This is a genomic window from Bradyrhizobium sp. CCBAU 11386 (assembly GCF_028128955.1).
Lineage (GTDB): Bacteria > Pseudomonadota > Alphaproteobacteria > Rhizobiales > Xanthobacteraceae > Bradyrhizobium.
Map to the genome: position 1 here is coordinate 1 of NZ_LBKA01000200.1, position 18,577 is coordinate 18,577.

Sequence of the window (18,577 nt, forward strand, 5' to 3'; positions counted from 1 at the left end):
CTTTGCTGTCCCGACGAATGGCCGAGCGCTCAATGCGTTTCGGTTCTATCTGACCGATCTCTGGAGGCGGACGCTTCGGCGGCACAGTCAGCGGACCTGTCTGACCTGGGATCGCATAACGCAGATCACCGATGACTGGCTCCCCAGGGCTCGCATCCTTCATCCATGGCCGAAGCTGCGCTTCGCCGTCAAACACCCGAGGTAGGAGCCCGGTGCCTTAATTGGGCTCGCCGGGATCTGCGCGGGGGGCGCCCAGTGATGGGTGTCCCTACCGCGAACAGAATGCGTTTGCGCTTTCAAGGATTTGCTTTCGGCAATATGGGCACTGCTGAGACGGCGGCCGAAGGATGAGATCGACGATGGCGAAACGTTGAGGCGGAGGCCCGTTGATTCTTTTTTTTCGCCCCGCGTATGCGAGGCGATGATGTTGCAGGAAGGCGTAGGCAATCATTGTCATCAGGGCGTGGCGATGAAGACCTTGCCATGATCGCCCTTCGAAGTGATCAAGTCCAAGCTCCTCCTTCAACTGCTGATGCGCCTGCTCACAAATCCACCGTGCCTTAATGGTCTCATCGACGCTGAGGACAATGGCTCGGTTCGGGTAAAGCCAGACAATATCGCGCACCTTATCGACGAATAGCGGATCGCTCGACAGTTTAAATGTCTGGCTGCGGTGCGGCTGCAGGCCGAACGCCGTCCACTTTCGGCGGATCGTGGTGTGAGAAAAGCCAGTTTCCGCAGCCATCGAGCGGATCGACCAGTGCGTCCGTCGCGCGGCGTCGTACGCAATGTCCGCTCGATTACCTCAGCAACCTGATCGTCGTCGATGGTTCGAGGACGGCCAGGGCGGGCTTCGTCAAGCAGGCCATCACAGCGATCCTTCAAGAATCGGCGGCGCCACTTGCCAACGGTGTGTTCATGGATGCCAAGTTTGGCAGCCACCGACTTGCTTCGCAGACCATCTGCACACCGCAGGATCGCGCGGCAGCGCTCAGATAGCGATCGGGCAACGCGATGACGACGAACTTGCCTCTCCAAGTACGCCCGCTCCTGCGGACTAAGCACCAGCGGCGCGATCGGCCGGCCTCGCACACCCGCATTCGCCACGAGCACTCTCCTCTGTAGAGATTCGAGCTATCAACCAATGTGACGAACTTGCGTTCCAAAGGACTAGTCCCATCAGTAGGACTCGGTGAAATTAAATCAACGGCGACACAGCGCCGTAGTCGGGGAAGCGCAGAGGGCTTCCTGTTGAAATCACACGGGCCGGGTCTGCACGCGCCACCGCGCGTACACATTCAGCGCGCGAGCGGGCCACTCTCGGGCAACGTGGCCCTTGTCGGTATCGAGACCAATGTGAGCAACTTGACGCTACACGCCGCGACGAAGTGCCTGCAGAGCCTGTGAATTCACTTCGGCACGCGACTTGCTCTCTTTGCGGCATCATCACCAATCGCAGTGCGATGGTCTTCGGGACGGACTCGGCGCGCGTCGCTGTCAGTGTCTAGTCCGCTCCGACGGTTTGCTGCGGCGATAACTTAAGGGCGCTCGGTCGTGGGCCGAGACAATACAGGCAAGTGTTGGATGCGATCTGGAGTATTTCTGGTAGGAGCCACGACAATTGCGCTCGTCGCAAACGGTGCTGCGAATGCGGCAGACCTTGAGCCAGAAGTGAAACTGCCGCCGGCGGTGTGGAACTGGTCGGGAGGCTATATTGGCGGGCACCTCGGCGGCGGGTACGGCCGAACCTCCTTCAACAATCCCTACGGTCAGTCAATCTATGGCGATGTCGTCGATACCCCAGTGTTTCTCGCGGGTGGCCAGGTCGGCTACAATTGGCAGAAGAACGGCTGGGTCTTTGGTGTCGAACTCGATGCCAGCGGTGCTGTCTCAGACGGCACGAATACTTGCCTCGCCGCCTCCGGCTTTGTCGTGAGTGCAAACTGCAAGGCAGGTCCCAACGTCTTTGCCACCGGGACCGGCCGCATAGGTTACGCGTTTGGCGCGCTGGGCCACACACTGGCCTATCTCAAGGCTGGCGTAGCCTGGCAAAACAATCGGGGCGACGTCGTCAACAACGATGAAGGCGGCGCGCCACAGGAGAAAACCCATTTCGACTATGGTCGCCTCGGTGGCGTCATCGGGCTGGGCGTCGAGCAAGCGCTTACGCCTGCATGGTCGATCAACGTCGAGTATGACTATCTCCATTTCGGCGGGCCGAGTGTCGCAACGCCTCCGACGGTGCAGAATCCGCCGTTCGCAATTCTTCCGGCGAACATAACTAGCCTCTCCAGCAGCTATCACATCGGAAAGATCGGGTTGAACTACCATTTTGGCGCCGACCCGTGGGCGGTGCAATGGCCCGATGCACCGCTGTACGCAAAAGCCCCCGCCAGCGCGCCGCCGATTGCTTACACGGCCGGTTGGTCGTTCGAAGGCGGATCGCGGCTCTGGCTCAGCCGGGGACGCTTCCAATGGGACCACAGCGCAGTCGGCCTTGATGACCCCAGCATTCTTGGATCGAGGCTCACCTATCACGGACTTGACGGACTTTCCGGGGAGCTATTTGGCCGTCTCGACAGCCCGTGGGGAGTGTTCCTGAAGAGCAACGTTGGGGTTGGTCGCTTCAACAAAGGAAACATGAACGATGAAGACTGGGGCGGCGCCTATAGCAACACGATCCATGGCCAGGCAAACGGGAGGTTCACCTATTACACGGCCGATGCCGGTTACGATTTCCTGCGCGCCGCCAACTACAAGGTCGGGGGATTTATCGGCTGGACCTACTACGAACAGAACTCCGACTCGAGGGGGTGTGTACAGATAGCTCGCCCGCGTCCATGCTTGGCGCCGGACGACGACAGGGTCATTGGCAGCCAGAATACTCAGTGGAATGCAGCTCGGATCGGCCTGAGCGCCGAAACCATGCTCACCGAGCGTTGGCGTTTGAACGCTGACGTCGCTTACCTGCCCTGGACCGATTTCAAGGGGCGTGACAACCATCTCTTGCGCCCTATGACCACCTTCGCTGAGCAACGGGGCAATGGTGGCGGGGGCGTCCAGCTCGAAGGCGTGTTGTCCTACTTCATTACCAAGAACTTCAGCGTCGGCGTCGGTGGCCGCTATTGGGCGATGTGGACCAACAGGCGGAGCGACACGTTGTGCAGCGGCAGCGGCTGCGTTGGTGCACCACCCATGTTTGCGAAGCACAGCATGGAGCGCTGGGGTACGTTCTTTCAGGCGTCCTATAGGTTCGATTGAAAAGATCACACCTATAGCCAAGCTCCAGGCTTTCGACGCCCCCCAAGCTTTGGTAGTGGTCATCCACCTCCGCGCCATCTAGACGCCGGCAATATTGGCATTAGCGAACCTCGTCACATGAGGACGGCAGCGCAAAGAACTAGCTGCAGTTGCCTTTTTGATTGGCTGCGATCCGACATCGCGCTAACCCAGTAGGCCGTAAGCGTGACGCAAGCTTGCGAAAGATGCGCAGTTCGGTCGATCGTCGGAAAAGCTGGACGCTGATCAACTACAGCCTGTTTTGGAGGACATCGAAGAGGCCGTCGCGGCTCTCGAAGCAGCCGAGGATCACGCCAATCCAAGAACCTGCGAGAAGCGAACTGCCGAGCGCACAGCCAACCGCGGTCAGCTGCCGGAGTATTTGCCGCACATCGTCGAGACCCTGATGCCCACTGCAACCTGCCGCCCGTGCTGCGCAGGCGTCCTTTTTGAAAATTGGGAGCGATGAGAGCCAGAGGCTCGACGTCGTACCGGCGCAGTATCGCGTAATCGTCACTCGCCGGCCCAAACTGGCTTGCCGCGCTTGTCATGGCGTCGTCCTCCAGCATGCCGAGCCCGAACACTGCCCACGGAGCGGCTGGTCAGCGCATGTGATCGATGCCAAGTATCATTGGCATTTGCCGCTTTATCGCCAGGCGCAGATGTTGGCGACGCACGGCATCGCCATCGACCGTCAGCCAACCCGGTAGCCTGGCTACGTAGCGGCTCAGGGCGATCACGTCCGCAAGCGTGGCCGGCTTGGAGTGAGCACGTCTGCATACTTCTCGAGAGCCAACCTTCTTTCCTCGCTGATCGCGTCGGCGGCATCAAACTCGGGACCTGCGCCAAGTTTCGCGGATACCGATACCGCGGCGGCGTGCTGCACGGAAAGCTCGCGGTGACGCTCAATTACATCAAAAATCGTATCAAATTCAGTCGCCATGGCGCATTTGCCCCAGGCCACATTAGATCGGCACCAACCAATCCTGGTAGGTGCTTCCAGTCCTTCTCAGCGATACTGCTTGGTAGCACCCTTGGGAATTGAGCCTCTCGGGGCGCCGCGGTGGTCGGTCTCGCTTTTCCAGGGGCGAAGGCTGGCCACCGAAGTTTGCAGCGCGTGGTAGGGACAAGCGCTTCCGGGGGCGTGAGCGCCGAGTCACCGCCGCCAACTTCACTGGCAGCGCGGGCGCGGTAGGGACAGCGTCGGGTTCTCACTCCCCACGGCGCCGAGTCATGTCCGCGTGCCTCCAAGTCCGCGTGTGCGCCGCAGAGTGGAGCAACCATGATGCCCAAATTTATTGCCTCGTACGATCTAAAAGAGGCCAGGCTAGACCCGCCACGAGCGCTTTCTTACAAATGCGATCGAGTGCGGCTGGTCTCCCGGGAGTCTGGACCATGACGACACTCTATTTGGAGGGTTCGTTTGTCGATCAAACGCAAACGGTCGCAGCACTCAACGCAGCAAGGGGGAGACGAAAAATGAGCTTGGGAAAGATCTGCTGGACCGATCCCAATGCAACGATGGCCACGAATGCCCGCAACCGGCGGCTGGAGCCCTCTTACAAGCAGCATACGGCCGTCGATGACAAGGTCGGCGTCATTCTGGACGTCGCGGTCACAACTGGACAAACGAACGAAGGCGAGATGATCGAGCCGCAATTAATCCCCTCCAGCAAATGCCGGGACTAAACACCTGGTTTGGAAACGCAGTCGCTGTTGGAGCTTGCATACGGACGGCGCGGGCCGCTCGCCGTCGAAGGAGAGCGGCAATCGCCGTTCTTGAACCGGGCCCGTTTCTTGAGCCGCTGGTTGGCTGCTTTCGGGCGACGCTCCCTGTTGCTGATCGCGCTGCTGCTCCTCTGGTAGGCAGCATCCAGGTTTGGATTGGTAGATCCGGTCTTCCTGCCACCGTTCACGGGGGGGGGGGCATCGTACGCTTGCGCAAACCGGCGATCATTCACTACTCTTGAGCACAGCCAGCGAATTCACACGGCGCTTTGCGCCATCAGCAATCGATATGGCCATCTTCTCCGGAAATCCTTTTGGAAGCGCATTCAGCACCTGATCTATGGCTTTTGCGGCTGTATCGCCGAGCTGCTGGATGACAACCTTGACTGTTTTGTCGGGTAGACCGCAGCTTTTCGCAGTCTGCACGAAATGTCGGCCGAGAACCGTGTGGACGACGTAATGCCGGTTGCTGCCGATCGCCATGGCCAGCTTCATTTGGTTTTGGCTGATCTGCCCAGCGTCCAAGCTTGGTTGGGTCGAAATGATGTCGTAAAGCGGGGCAAGATGAAAACGTCCGCCCGGCGCCAAATGAATGCTAAAATTCTTCGCGTGGCCATCGGTGGCGGCAAGCAGCCAGAACACGATCTGCGCCTTGAAGAAAATGGTCTGGTCGTCCTCAGGCGTATCGCTGCCCTTGAGCAAATCCGAGATTTTGCGGATGCCGGGTCCGCCATCGGATTCATACTTTCGCGCGGGTGGAACGGACAGCGCCTGGCAGCAGTCTTCCTGCGGCAGCCGCAACAGGCGGTCGTCGCGCGTCCAGATGCGATCGAACCGCTCAACTGCGAGCACGCGGCGCCCGGCGAAATCGATGATGCTTGATTTGGCGACAGGCAAGCCGAGTGCCGCAACCAGCTCAAGGCACAGATGCTCGTTTTCAACGCTGCCGGTCAGGTCGATTCCGTTCGGCAACTTCCCGATCTGCGGCTTGATAATGTGCGTAGTTGCGGTCGTGCCATGAGGCACGTGCCACTTGTCTTTCCAGTAAAGCAGCGCTGTCTTTTCCTGCTCGCCCGCGAGAGAAATGCGGAAGTCTTGGTCGGGGCCGATGCCGAGCGGATTGCTGGCAAGGTTGCCGAGAATGGCGGCGATCTCCTGATCGCTAGCGGCGCGGCCATCAATGGCGCCGGCGCCCCCGGGTGCGGCACTGTCGGGAAGGAATTGCAGCGCCCCGATGCAATCGCGGCCGATTGCGGAGAGCAGGCTGTAAGCGTCGGCGCCATCAGCATGCGCGCGTTCGGCGACGCGTCGGCGGATGTCGTCATTATCGGGCAGAAGATTGTCAAAAACAGCGACGACGGGATCGCCGATATAACGATCCTCCCGCAATGGCAGCGACACGGAAACGGGGATGGCATTTTCCCACGCGAGCCACTGCTTGTCGTACTGGAAATCGACTGCGCCGCTGCTCTCGCGCCGCAGCCGCCCGACCAGCCGTGCGTTGAGGTATACGTTGAGCGGCGCACGGGCAGGGCGACGCGCCATCAGAACAGATCCTCAATCGCTTCAGCCGTCAATTTGGTGCGCGGCCGGATGACCAGCTCGAGGTCGAGCGCGGCCAGCGCATCCATCAAGATGCGCAGCTGCGTTGCAGGTTCACCGGCCTCCAGCTTCGAGACCGTCGCTTGACGCGCATGCATCTTCTCACCAAGGTCCCCCTGGGTGAGCTTCTTCTGCCGCCGGTAGCGCCTGATCCCGGCGCCAACTTGTTGCGGAGTGCGAGCGATCGTATGCATAAAGGCGTGATACGCAAACGCGTATAATTTGTCAATATACGCGACCGCGAATATCTATATATTATACGTCTTCGCGTATATTTAGGCATAATACGCAATTGCGTATGAAACCCCGCGATCCCACGGCCGCTCTTATTGAAGTTACTAAAAACTAAAGCTGATGATCGATGTAGAGCTGGTGGCTCGAATCTGCCGGTGGGCGAGAGAGCCTCCTCGACATGTCGAAGTTCGTATCACTATCGTGCCAAGCAACTCCTTGTATCCATTTTGCTGCAATAGTAACAACAACAAATTCAATGACTTGAGGCCGGATTGTTCCCGATCTGAGACCGGACACTAGCTCCGATCGGACCTTTGGAGTCTCGACAGCGATTGAGCTGGAAAGCTATATTAGAACATACTAAGAACTGATCTTCCGGTTGTATTTTCAAGACCCACTCTCACTAACATTTTGCCCGGCAGGCCGTGCATTTAGCGCCGCCAACTCAGGATGAAGTCGGGCCCAGGAGCCGCGTCATTGACCTTGTTCCGCCATTTGCATGACGACGCCTTTTTAGCTTTTTCGCGCGATCACAAGCACCTGTACGCAGCGTGTCTGCTCGATCTGCACGAACGCTTCTTTTCAGGCGCGCCGTCGTTTCCGACCCCGCAGCAGGTGGTCCACGCCATCTACGACGTCATGCGAGCCAACCCCGTCCTCTGGAACGAGGGCGATGATTTGGGCAGCCTGCCGGAAATGATCTCCGCGGGACGCCGCCGGATCCGGAAGGCCGACGTCGCGCTCGCTTCCGAGAAGGGCGACAAGGCGCTCGGTCTTGCCCGACAACTGTACGCCCGGCTGCTTGCCTGGGGATGGCTTGAAGAGGAGGAATACGGGCTTCGCGTTACCGTGGACATGGCTATGGGACCGCTGCTCGTAATCCAGCGGCTCGCGAGCCTCAATAAGGATCTCTCGCAGCGATTCGGCGGCTTGATCGTGCAAATCCGCCTCAACCTGGAGGCCGTCGAAAAACTGAGGCCCGAGATCACCGACCGCAAGCAGCGCGAAGCCGCGCTCGCCGTCCGCGAGGCGCGTAATCAGGCCGACCAGTTCACTAAGAGCCTGCGGGCCATTCTGGCCGACCTGAAGCGCGTCCGACGGACCGTCATGGAGTCGAAAACAGTCGCTACCCGGCTGGAAGCCTTTTTCGAGGAGTTCGTCGAACAGCTCCTGCTGAAGGATTTCGAGTCCATCCTCACCGTCAACCATCCGTACCGCTTCCGCGACGCCATCGTCGATCTCGCGCGGAGGATCTCCTACACCCCGCAAACCATGCAGGTCCTCGCCGAGGAGTACACAGCTTCCAGCATGGCAGCCGACATCGAGGACGGTCGAATGGCCGCGACCGACGACCTGCTGGCCATCGAAAGCATCTTCGATCAGATCGGGGAGATGTTCGATAGGATCGAGGCCTTCCGCAGGCAGCTCGAAGCCCGGGTCCGCAACACCATTAAGTACGCCGAGCGGGGCGGGCAGGGACTCGTCGGCCGGGCCGGCGACCTGGTGCGGCGCCTGGATGCCTTACTGCGGGACGGCAGACACCACAAGGCGACAATCGAATGGAGCATCGAGCCGCTGCGGTCCCCCTGGTCGGAACACCATCAGGCGACGGCCAGGCAACCACGCCGTCCCGTCGAAGCAAGGGAGCTCGCCGAGCCGCCCTCGGATCCGTTGTATGAACTGCGCAAGAAGCTCCGCCTCGAGTACATCGCTCGCATCGCGCCCCGCCCCGAGGATGTCAGACGATTCCTCGAGGGCCAGGTGCCGCCCTTCGCGACCAGGGAAGCCCGCTTCATGGAAATCGATACCGTGGACGACTTTCTCGCCTTCGATTGCGCCCGCCGATATGCGCTGACGGGCGAGATTCCGGCGCAGGTCGCGGCCGGGTTCGATCTGGAGCCGCGCCCAGACACGCCGCCCCACGACAGCGAATGGCTTCGGTGTGCGAACTTCGTGGTCAGGCGATCCGGCCCCCTCCGGAAAGCAGAGGCAGCCCATGCTCAGTGAGTTCGAAAACGTCGAGCGCTCCTTCGGCGCGGAAAAGGCAGCCGACCTCCGCAAAGCGCTGCACTTCCTGCTACGGCGGCAGTTCGTGTTCGCGGGAGACCCCCGGACCGGGACAGTCTACAACACGATCATGGATGGCCGCTTCCGCGACGTGGTCGACGGCTTCTTCGATAGTTGCGGATACCGCGTCCATCGCGATCCGGAGGCGCAGTGGGCCGGCATCGTCGCCATGGACGAGGACGTGCCGCTGCCTCGGATGAAGCTCGATGAAACAATCGTCATGCTGGTGCTGGCGGCATACTGGCAGCAGGAGGTGAACGTCGGAGCAGTCGAGGACCGGGCCGTCGTAGTGGCCACTTTGAACGACCTGTTCGATCGCTACCGCGAGATGGCGCAACACGGCGGCGGTGGCGCGATCTCGCCCGCCCGCTTCCGGGACATCCTGCGCGAGGCCGCCCAACGTAGTTTGGTCGAGATCGGTGATTTTGACGACGAGCAGCAGGACTGCGAGATCAGGATCCGCCCGATGATTAAGCTGATCAGTGGCAGCGATGCCCTCCAACGGCTTGAGCGCTACGTCCGTAGCGAGGAGGCGCGGTTTCCGCAGCCCACAGGAGGCGAGGCATGATGGAGCTACGCCACCTGACGATGGTGAACTGGCACCTGTTCGACGTCGCCGACATCGACGTGACAGGACACGTCGGGGTCCTGGGCGAGAACCGGTCCGGCAAATCGACAATCCTCGACATGGCACAGGTCGTTCTCACCGGCGGGAGCCGGCGGTTCTTGCGCCTGAACGCGGTCGCCGGCGATAGCGGAAAATCGCGCAGCGGCTCGAAGCGCAGCGTCGTCGATTACTGCCTTGGGACGCTCGGCGAAGATCAGCGCCGGCGCGACGAGGCGCGCACCTACATCGCGCTCGGTTTCGAAGACACGGAAGGCGCCCGGCCACCGGTCACGATCGGCATGGCGCTCGAGGCGCGCAAGTCCGACAGCAGGGAGACCGTGCTGGCACTGTTCGTCGCCGTCGGGACCGTTTTGAGCTCCAAGGACTTCATCGAGCAGCGAGGAAAGTCGCAATTCCCGGCGCAGTGGGAGGACGTGCGCGCCCGGATCGCCGCGGCGGTCGGTGAAGGCAACTTTGTCAATCATCGCGACCGGGCGAGCGACTACGTCCGCGAGTACATGCGCCATCTTCTGCCGCATTCGCCCTATGGCGAGCAGAACGCCAGCGCCCTGCAGAAATCAATCGTCAACGCGATGACGCTCGACCACAACCAGACGGCCACGCAATTCGTGCGGAACTACATCCTCGAGGACAGTCCGATCGGCATCAAAGAGCTGCGCGAGTCGATCCAGACATACCGCAACATCAGCGAGACCATCCGGAAAATGCACCTCAGGCTCGAAGCCCTAAGGGCGCTTCGGGTCGTCCTCGGCACGCTTGAAGAGGCGCTCGAGACCAAGTTCAGGGAGGAGTGGATCGCAAAACGTGCGACTTGGCTCGCGGCGCGCGCGACAAACCTGGATTTCAAGACCAAGCGGCGTACCGAGATGGCGCGCCGGGACGCCGCAGCAAAAGAACTCGAATTCATCGACGACGACGTCAAGGCCATCGATAAGGAGATCGAACGCCTCATGGCCGCGATCGCCGAGCACGATGCCAAGACCGGCAGAAAGTCCCTGCAGCAGACCGCCGATGTGGCCGGGCAGGCGGCGCACCGCGCCTCGGCGGACTTCAAGGCTCGCATGGAGGACATCCGTCGCCTGGAGCCGCTACGCGCGATGTGCGCAGACGGTTTCGAGGACTTCGTTCCTGCGCTTGAGCGTCTTCTGACCGCCACCGCCGAGGCCGACATCGGGGGCGTCTCCGACGAGGTCACCGCGGCCGAGAAGTCCTTCGCGGCAAGCGGCGCGAAATGGCTGCCGAAGATCGACGAAGCACGTCAAACGATCATCGCGGAGCTTTCCGGGCTCCGCGGCCGGCGCGACGAGGTGCTCGAACGGATCCGACAGCACGCCGCGGGTGGGGCGCGCGCCTATCTCGGCGACGACACTGAACTCCTCTGCCGCAGGCTGCGGCAGAGGGGAATGGTCCCGCGCGTGCTCTGCGACATCATCGAAGTCGCCGAACCCGAGTGGGTAGGAGCCGCCGAGGCGCTCCTCGGCCGCGACCGGGAAGCCGTGTTCGTGGACAGAGCGGATATCAGCGCCGCCACGTCAATCTTCAAGGAAGGTCGCCGCGAGTTTCGCCATGCATCGCTAGTGAGCCTAAACAAGCTCGAGCAGTTCAGGGCCAAGCCGGAGCGCGGCACTTTTCCCTCCATCTTCCGGAGCCAGGATCCGGACGCGATGGCCTTCATCATGCGCCGCTACGGCAATGTCCGTCTCGCCGACACGCTCGACCAGTTCAACAGGCCCGGCCGGGCGATTATGAAGGACGGCCTCTACGACGACGGACTCGTCCGGAGCCATCGCTGGATTGAATCGTCGCAGCATAAGATCGGAAAGGCAGCCCAGGCGAACGCCCTGCGATCCCTGCAGGATCAGGCCGAGGAGCTGGGTCGGATCCTGACCGGCAAGGGGAAGGAGGCCCATGCCGCGGAGCAGGCTTTTGCCGCTCTGAAGAACATCTGCGAGGGACGTAATGACCTGGGGGCTTGCGCGGCCGCCTTCGCGGCCGCGCAGACTGAGGTCGCTGAAGCTCAGGCCAGGCTCGATGCCCTCGACGGCGCGGGGGACGGCGGGCTTCGCGACAAAAAGAGGGCGCAGCAAAAGCTGAAGGAGAAGAGGCTGGAGGAGAGAAAGACACAGCAGAAGGCGTTCGGCGAGCATGACGGCGAGGTCAGGTCGGCGGAGAGGAGGCTCGGAGAGGGCGAGAACGTGCCCGGCTCCGAACTCAACCTCAGGGTCGCCCGGTCGATATACCGCAAGTTCTTCCCACTCTACTCCACCGCGAAAGGCAGGGCCGTCTACCGCGACCGCCTCGATGCCGCAGCCCAAAAGGGCTTCGCGGAGAAACACCGGGCCATCGCCGAGAAGGCCTTGAAGGATGCGAACGCGTCCGACAACGAGCGCGCCCGGATCGAGCGACGGGTCCGCGAGCTTCTTTACGATTACTTCGACCAGTTCGGGATGAGTTCGCAGGTCGGCGCGGAAAGCGAGCCGCTGCAGGAGGTGAAGCCATGGATGGAGCAGCTCATCTCGGATATCGAATCCAACGAGTTGCGCCAGTACGAAAGGCAGGCGCGGGAAGCGGCGGAGAAGGCGTCCACCCTGCTGCGCGGCGAGTTCATCAACGCGCTCACGGCCCGGATCGGAAAGATGGAGCGGGAGCTGCAATCGTTGAACCGTAGCCTCTACGCACATCCCTTCCATAACGAGCGATATTCATTCCATCGCACCCAGATGGTGGAATTCCAGCCCATCCTGAAGATTATCGAAATCGCCAAAACCTCTCCGGAGGCGCTCGATATGCTGTTCCGGGGCGACGTGCCCGATGACTTCCCGCACAAGGATACGATCGTCGCACTCGAGGCGCTGCTCGAGGACCCCGACAAGGATTTCACCCAGTTCGAGGACTACCGCAACTTCTACACCTTCGAGATCCACATGGAGGATGTCGCCACCGGCCGCTCGACCCGCTGGGAGCAGCGGCGCGGCACCGGGTCTGGCGCCGAACAGCAGGTGCCTATCTACGTTGCCATCGGCGCTTCGCTGGCGGCCGTCTACGGCAGCGCGGAGCGTCGTGCCGGCAAGCCCGCCGGTTTCGCGCTCGCCATGTTCGATGAGGCCTTCTCCAAGATGGACGGTAAGAACCAGCGGCAGATGATGAGCTTCTACAAAAACCTCGGCCTGCAGTTCGTGATCGCGGCGCCGTTCGAGAAGCGCGTCGCCGTGCTCGAGCACATGGACACCATCGTGGAGGTGGACCGCATCGGCGAGCAGTCCAGGGCCACTGTGGTGGAACTGAAAGAGAAGGCCAAGCGCGAGCTGATGGCCATCGATCCGGACCTGATGTCCGAAGATGAGCTCGCCACCCGTCTGGCCGCCGAGTAGCCATGGCTCGGCGTTTCACGGATGCGATCGGCCTGCTGAACGACCTGCTCAACCGCTTCGAGGCGGGGGCCGCAAGCCCGATCGCCCACCCGGACTACCCCGCTTTCCCATCAGTAGTCGCGGCGGACGCCTTCCTGAAACAGATCAGGGAAGCCGAAAGCGCCGGCGCGGTCTCCCTTGGTTGGGGGCGCGGCCCCATGCGCGACCAAGTGGCACATGTGCGGCTGGCCTCGGCGGAGATCCTATACCGATATCTCCGCCGTACCCCCGCGTCGCGCATCGCGGAGGATGCCGCCGTGCGGCTTGTCGCCGGGGCGGCGATGCACGACTCTCTGAAGAACAGCGCTTCCCAAGTCGCCGAGGTATGGGGGCGGGGGAAAACGTGGCACGGGTTCGCTTCGTCCGATGTCGAGACACTGCGCGACGCGTTCGTTCTCGCCCAGGCCATCCTGGCCGACAAACATCTTGGCGTCGACTACAAGACCTTCTCGAGACGAACGGTGGGGCACAGCAAAACGCTCGAACGGATCGAAGGCGCGGTCGTGCGGTTCCTGAGCGGCATCCTGGAGTTTCCCCCCGGCGCGCGGCCACGCGAGGCGCTCCGGGCAATCGGCCTTGAGCGCTTCGCGCCACCGCTGCTGATCGCGGGCAAGATCGACCTCGATGGAGCCGACCTCTCCGGAATCTCTCCGCTGTATCTCGGAATCACTCCCAAGGAAGCAGATCGCGTCCGCTTCCGGGAGCCGCCAGCCTACGTGCTAACGATCGAAAATTTCGCAAGCTTCAACCGGCACATCGCCGAGGCGGACCCCGGCCGATTAGGAACGACCATGTATGTCGGAGGGTACCCCTCGCTTGCCACCCAGCAGGCGCTGCGGACGATCGCAGGATTGGTATCCGAACAGACGCCGATCTTTCATTGGTCGGACATCGATCCGGACGGCACCTGGATCTTCCACACCATCGAGCGCGCCGTCGACCGACCGATCCGTGCCCACCTCATGAGTGTCGAAGTTGCCGAGCGTTTGGGACAAGTGCCGTTCAAAAAATCCGCACCCGCTCGATGTCCACCGGACTCCGGTATCGCAGCTCTGGCAGCGTACCTGGCGAAAGATGGAGCCAAGACGCTCGAGCAGGAAGAACTCGATCCAGTCCTGCCAGAGTTTCATTAGAAAATGCGCGCGGACGCTCGTGGTTGCGGCTTTGGCTGTCTCGCTCAGGACGTCATTTGTTTCAAGCGCGACAACAGCACCGCCCGCAACTACGTGCTGCGGGCAAACCGACATCGTTTCTTCATAAAAACGCTCAACCAGCATTGGCATGCCAGTTGCTTGAAGATGGGACGAAACCACCTGTGACTATGATGCTCGTTCAGCATCCGGTTGAAGTATTGAGATGAAATATGCCCGCTTGATCGATGGCAGAGGTCCCCCGATGCGCTTTCCAAACCGGGCGCCTGCCTCGCGAACTCTGCCATCTTGGGATCGCGCTCCGGTTTGCCGGGCAGAAGCCGATTGTCTTGGGGGCTCGCAACGAATGGTGGTTCTCAGCAAGAACGCCAGCGTAAAGGCGTCCTCAGGACGATCGTTTGGCATCGGATTAGCCCATGGTTCGGGGTGGGGCATCTGCGACATTGCAGAGCCTGCGCTCTTGAAGCTAGGTGTCGGCCTTGCATCGGGGCTTGCAGATGGTCAATGAGCTAATGCAGAACGATTGGGATATTGAGAAAATACTCAGGCAACAGGACGAGCTCAAGGTCAAGCTGCTTCGCGCCCAATCGGTTGTCGCCGAATGTAAGGCAGGATTGGCGGATCTGGAGCGGAGGCTTGAGTGTCGAGCGGTCTCGATCGATGAACGCCAGCGCAACTCTGCGGCAAACAATTCAATACGCAACGCACGGCCGCCTAAATCGCGAAGCCTCGATAATCCTGTTAACCCGGATGCTGCCGTGGCGTTTTCGCCTCGATGGGACCGCTGAAAGCTGCCGCCGCGCACGTTAACGGCGACAGGTTTTGGGACGGACCTGGCGAAGATCTCGAGGCGCATGGTGTTGCGAACCCGGCGGGCGAACTGGACAATTAGGTGCGGCCTTGCCGATAGGCTCGGCTTTTTGGCTGATCGCGGTGCGTCCGCCAGGGATGCGCGCAGAGCAGCACCAGATAGGGGACGTATCGCCGCGTCTTTGGCTAGAGCCTCCTGTTTCGGGGCTGCTCACGTAGATGTCCTGAATCGAGTGTCAAGAGCTCTCCACTTCCAGCCAGTTCGGTCGTCTTGTCCGTCTTTAAGTCGTTGAAATTTCCGATTAGGCGTCCATGGAGGGGGCGCGAGCGGGCGCGTTCAATGACCACGATGGTCCGCTATGGCCGTGGGGCAGGCGACGTGCCGAGCGGTGCTGACCGCGGAAGCCGACCATGTCTCCGGCATCGCATGGATGATGACGGAACTCACTGACTATGTCCCGCAAGCGATCACTCCGGAACAGGGCGGGTAACGGCAGTCATCTAAAAATTCGTGAGACACCAGGAAGAGGGCATCCGGTGCGAATGCGATCCGGTGCCGGCCGTAGCCTCGTCAGCTTCTCGAAAGCTTTCCCGAATACTCACTGCCCACCGATCCTGGACGAGAGGCTGCGTGGACTCACGCGCAATTGTAGTTGCACAAATGAAATCGGGGACCGGTTGGGAGCTCAATCAGTGTGAGCAGGCTGACGTTACGAAGTTGTTGGATTTTCGTACTATCGCAGAACGCTTCATCTTTTTCGCGCATAGGCAAGGTGCTGCTGCGCGATCTCAAGTCCAGGCGTCTACTGCGTCGGATAAATGTCATCTTGTGCGCGCCAGTGACGCGCGCGGCGACTCGATCAAGCCATCGCTCAATACCAGAAAAGGCACGCGACAATGATGCGCGTGACAAAAGCACGAGCAGGTCAATGACAAAGCGTTTTCGCAACTGGGCCCTATTGTCCATACTCGCCTCCATGGTTGTCGGCCCCGCCGCAAAAGCGCAAGACCGCCGGACTATCGCCGAACCTGTCGCACCTGATACGGTCTGCGATCGCCCTGTGCCTTCCGGCAAGAACGATACAGTTAGCCTACAGGAGGCCATTGAACATTGCCCCGATGGCGCTGCAGTTTATCTCGGGCGCGGCGAGTTTCACTCAGGTCCACTCGAGATGAAATCGGGCGTGACCTTATGGGTCGGACGCGGTGCGACACTGATCGCCATCCCCGAACCTGCCGCTTACGACAAGGGCCTCGGACAATGTGGTCGCATTGCGGAAAAGGGCGACGGTTGCCGGCCATTCATCAGCTTTTCTAAAACGCGCGGCGGCGGTATCTACGGAGAGGGCATCATCGATGGTCAGGGCGGCGCACTGATCGGCGGCGGCGCGGAAACCTGGTGGCAGCTAGCCCGCCGCGCCCAAGCCCAGGGCGGCAATCAGAACGCCCCACGCTTGATCCAGGTCGATCATGCGCAGGATATCACGTTCTCTGGTGTCACCTTGCGCAACGCTGCCAATTTTCATGTCGCGATGAACCGGGTTGAAGGTGCCACGTTTTGGGCCCTCACGATCGATTCGCCGGCGGATGCCCGCAACACCGATGGCATCGATCTTGGCGCCAGTCAGGATGTGACCATCACCCACAGCTGGATCCGTACGGGTGACGACAACGTCGCAATCAAGGCCGGCGACAATGGCTCAAGCAGCCATATCTCGGTCATTGATAATTATTTCGGCTGGGGGCATGGCATGTCGATCGGCAGCGAGGTGAATTCCGGGGCCAGAGACATATTGGTGCGTAATCTGACGCTGGATGGTACGACGTCGGGCCTGCGCATCAAGAGCGATGTTAGTCGAGGCGGTCTGGTCGAGAGCGTGACTTATGAGTACGTGTGCCTGAGGGGCAACCGGTGGCCGCTAGCTTTCGATACAAAATATGATCCGCGCGCTCAAGGCACGAGGATTCCGGTCTATCGGCAAATCGTTCTGCGTCATGTGCATGGCGACACTGGTGTGCTGCTGATGCGCGGCGTAGACGGGCGGCATGCCCTGGACGTGACACTCGAAGATGTCCGATTTGCCAATTCCGCGACTTGGCAACTTGAACATGCGAACGTCACCGCAAATCACTCTGACGTGTGGCCCCCGCTGCCCGGACGAGCTACACAACCGCTGCTGCGCGGATCGGAGGTATGTTCCAGGGCATTCCGCGACGGCAATCGGTAAGCACTACACCCGGCGCCGAACTCAGGTGGTGAGCTCCGCATCTGGGGCCAAGATTACTGGTGTTGACGAAGGTCGGCCTCACGTCCCGAGTTGGTTGCAATTGGCCGACGGTTTTGCAGGGCCGGAAATGCCAAGGTGACGCAGGTTCTGGTTTGGCGATGAAAATCTCGTGTCGATGCGCGGCGGCTATCCCGCTGAGAAACGAAGTGTAAAATCACATGCGAATTTTTGTGCCGTCTGCTGCGCTTCTGGCCGGCTGCTTCTGCATCCCGGCAGCGTACGCTCAGCCCCTATTGGTGTCGCATGCCGGAAATGCAAACTATCACTCCGTGCAGCAAGCCATCGACGCATTGCCGGCAGAAGGCGGAGATCTCTGGATCGCGGCGGGCATCTATCGCGAGAAGGTCAAAATCACCAAATCCGGTGTTCATCTCGCAGGGACTGGCAACAAGCCGGAGGATACGGTCATTGTGTATGGCGACGGCGCGATCGATGTAGGAGGAACGGCCCGTTCGGCGACGCTGGATGCAGCTGGCGATGACTTTCGGCTCGAGAATCTGACCATTCAGAACGACTACGCCCTCAATCCGGCCAATCCACCCTCGCAGGCGGTAGCGCTGTCCGTTACCGGAGACAGGGACGTCGTTACGCGCGTCCGCCTGCTTGGCGCCCAGGATACGTTGTTTGCCGGCAAGGGACCGAACGGCCGAATGTCACGACAATACTTCTCGAACTGCTACATCGAAGGGCATGTCGATTTCATATTTGGCAACGCCAAGGCCTGGTTCCGTAAATGTGAGTTGCACGGTATCGCCAATCAAGCAGTCATCTATACCGCTCAGGGCAAGGCAGCGCCGGATGAGGACAGTGGCTATGTTTTTGATCATTGCAGGCTAAGTGCCGACCCTGCCGCGCGCTATATCGCGCTTGGCCGCCCCTGGCGTCCCTACGCCACAGTGGTCTTCCTGTCGACAAAGGTAGATGCGCAGGTGATTGCGGAAGGCTGGCGCGAATGGGTTCCGGGCGAGACCAACAAGTTGAGCACCAGCTATTATGCCGAATATAGATCCTTCGGCGCCGGGGCTAACCCCTCAGGCCGCGAGCCTCACTCCCATCAACTGACACATGGCGAAGCTGCGAGATGGTCGCTGAGAGTGTTCTTCGGGGGCGCCACAGATTGGCTGCCAACAAACCATCTGGATGGAAGACAGAGCAACGTTCACGGTGAAGGGCTTCGACGGCGATCCTCGGAGGAATGACCGAAGGAGAGCCTGATTGTGATGGAAGTCTTGTGCAGCAACCCAACAGCCGCGGGGGTGCGGCGTGGCAGCGCCGGCTTTGCTGCTGCATGTTCAGATGAGCTCGTTACGGTCTCGATTGCTCGCTGCGAATTCCTGCAGTTCGTTAGCTTTCTAAACTGACAGCCACGGGCCGTCCGGT

The 18,577-nt window shown here is 60.7% G+C and carries 13 protein-coding genes and 2 pseudogenes; 10 read left to right on the forward strand and 5 right to left on the reverse strand.

Features of this window, described 5'->3' with window-relative positions; translation table 11 throughout:
- Positions 1-296: 296 nt before the first annotated feature.
- Together XI09_RS14675 and XI09_RS14680 are read right to left on the reverse strand one after the other, a co-directional pair.
- Positions 297-568: pseudogene (locus tag XI09_RS14675) on the reverse strand (IS701 family transposase); the annotation flags it as partial.
- Positions 523-1,113, reverse strand: a complete 591-nt coding sequence (locus XI09_RS14680; protein ID WP_442869592.1) for a helix-turn-helix domain-containing protein — start codon at positions 1,111-1,113, stop codon at positions 523-525. The pseudogene XI09_RS14675 and the gene XI09_RS14680, both read right to left, overlap by 46 nt.
- Before the next feature lie 471 nt (positions 1,114-1,584).
- Here XI09_RS14680 and XI09_RS14685 point away from each other — a divergent pair, with 471 nt between their 5' ends.
- Together XI09_RS14685 and XI09_RS14690 are read left to right on the forward strand one after the other, a co-directional pair.
- A complete protein-coding gene (locus tag XI09_RS14685) occupies positions 1,585-3,261 on the forward strand; it encodes an outer membrane beta-barrel protein (RefSeq protein ID WP_271567461.1) in 1,677 nt (558 codons plus the stop codon).
- Between the two features lie 211 nt (positions 3,262-3,472).
- A pseudogene (locus tag XI09_RS14690) lies at positions 3,473-3,974 on the forward strand (IS66 family transposase zinc-finger binding domain-containing protein); the annotation flags it as partial.
- A 41-nt stretch (positions 3,975-4,015) separates the two neighbouring features.
- On the opposite strand, the gene XI09_RS14695 reads toward XI09_RS14690, so the two are convergent.
- Complete coding sequence (locus XI09_RS14695; protein WP_245570236.1) at positions 4,016-4,222, reverse strand: hypothetical protein; 207 nt, start codon at positions 4,220-4,222, stop codon at positions 4,016-4,018.
- A gap of 452 nt (positions 4,223-4,674) precedes the next feature.
- Between XI09_RS14695 and XI09_RS46180 the strand changes: the two genes are divergently transcribed.
- The gene (locus tag XI09_RS46180) at positions 4,675-4,968 is read left to right on the forward strand and encodes a transposase (RefSeq protein WP_371740508.1); all 294 of its coding nucleotides are present in this window, start codon (positions 4,675-4,677) and stop codon (positions 4,966-4,968) included.
- A 264-nt stretch (positions 4,969-5,232) separates the two neighbouring features.
- On the opposite strand, the gene XI09_RS14705 is transcribed toward XI09_RS46180, so the two are convergent.
- A complete protein-coding gene (locus tag XI09_RS14705) occupies positions 5,233-6,552 on the reverse strand; it encodes a type II toxin-antitoxin system HipA family toxin (protein WP_271567462.1) in 1,320 nt (439 codons plus the stop codon).
- Entirely contained in the window at positions 6,552-6,803 is a 252-nt protein-coding gene (locus XI09_RS14710) for a helix-turn-helix domain-containing protein (RefSeq protein ID WP_271567463.1), read from the reverse strand. Before XI09_RS14710 ends, XI09_RS14705 begins: the two co-directional genes overlap by 1 nt.
- Before the next feature lie 517 nt (positions 6,804-7,320).
- Between XI09_RS14710 and XI09_RS14715 the strand changes: the two genes are divergently transcribed.
- The 7 genes from XI09_RS14715 to XI09_RS14745 all read left to right on the forward strand — a co-directional run bounded on the left by XI09_RS14715 (position 7,321) and on the right by XI09_RS14745 (position 18,396).
- A complete protein-coding gene (locus XI09_RS14715) occupies positions 7,321-8,850 on the forward strand; it encodes a Wadjet anti-phage system protein JetA family protein (RefSeq protein WP_271567464.1) in 1,530 nt (509 codons plus the stop codon).
- Complete coding sequence (locus XI09_RS14720) at positions 8,840-9,478, forward strand: DUF4194 domain-containing protein (protein ID WP_271567465.1); 639 nt, start codon at positions 8,840-8,842, stop codon at positions 9,476-9,478. Before XI09_RS14715 ends, XI09_RS14720 begins: the two co-directional genes overlap by 11 nt.
- A complete protein-coding gene (locus XI09_RS14725; protein ID WP_271567466.1) occupies positions 9,475-12,909 on the forward strand; it encodes an SbcC/MukB-like Walker B domain-containing protein in 3,435 nt (1,144 codons plus the stop codon). Before XI09_RS14720 ends, XI09_RS14725 begins: the two co-directional genes overlap by 4 nt.
- A 2-nt stretch (positions 12,910-12,911) precedes the next feature.
- Entirely contained in the window at positions 12,912-14,081 is a 1,170-nt protein-coding gene (locus XI09_RS14730; protein ID WP_271567467.1) for a Wadjet anti-phage system protein JetD domain-containing protein, read from the forward strand.
- 515 nt (positions 14,082-14,596) lie between these two features.
- Positions 14,597-14,887: a hypothetical protein gene (locus XI09_RS14735; RefSeq protein WP_271567468.1), complete on the forward strand. Its 291-nt coding sequence runs from the start codon at positions 14,597-14,599 to the stop codon at positions 14,885-14,887.
- A 951-nt stretch (positions 14,888-15,838) separates the two neighbouring features.
- Positions 15,839-17,137, forward strand: coding sequence for a glycoside hydrolase family 28 protein (locus XI09_RS14740; RefSeq protein ID WP_245570239.1), 1,299 nt, complete (start codon positions 15,839-15,841; stop codon positions 17,135-17,137).
- Positions 17,138-17,355: 218 nt separating this feature from the next.
- Positions 17,356-18,396 (forward strand): pectinesterase family protein, encoded by a 1,041-nt coding sequence (locus XI09_RS14745; RefSeq protein WP_097669809.1) that lies wholly within the window; start codon positions 17,356-17,358, stop codon positions 18,394-18,396.
- The last annotated feature ends 181 nt before the right edge of the window (positions 18,397-18,577 follow it).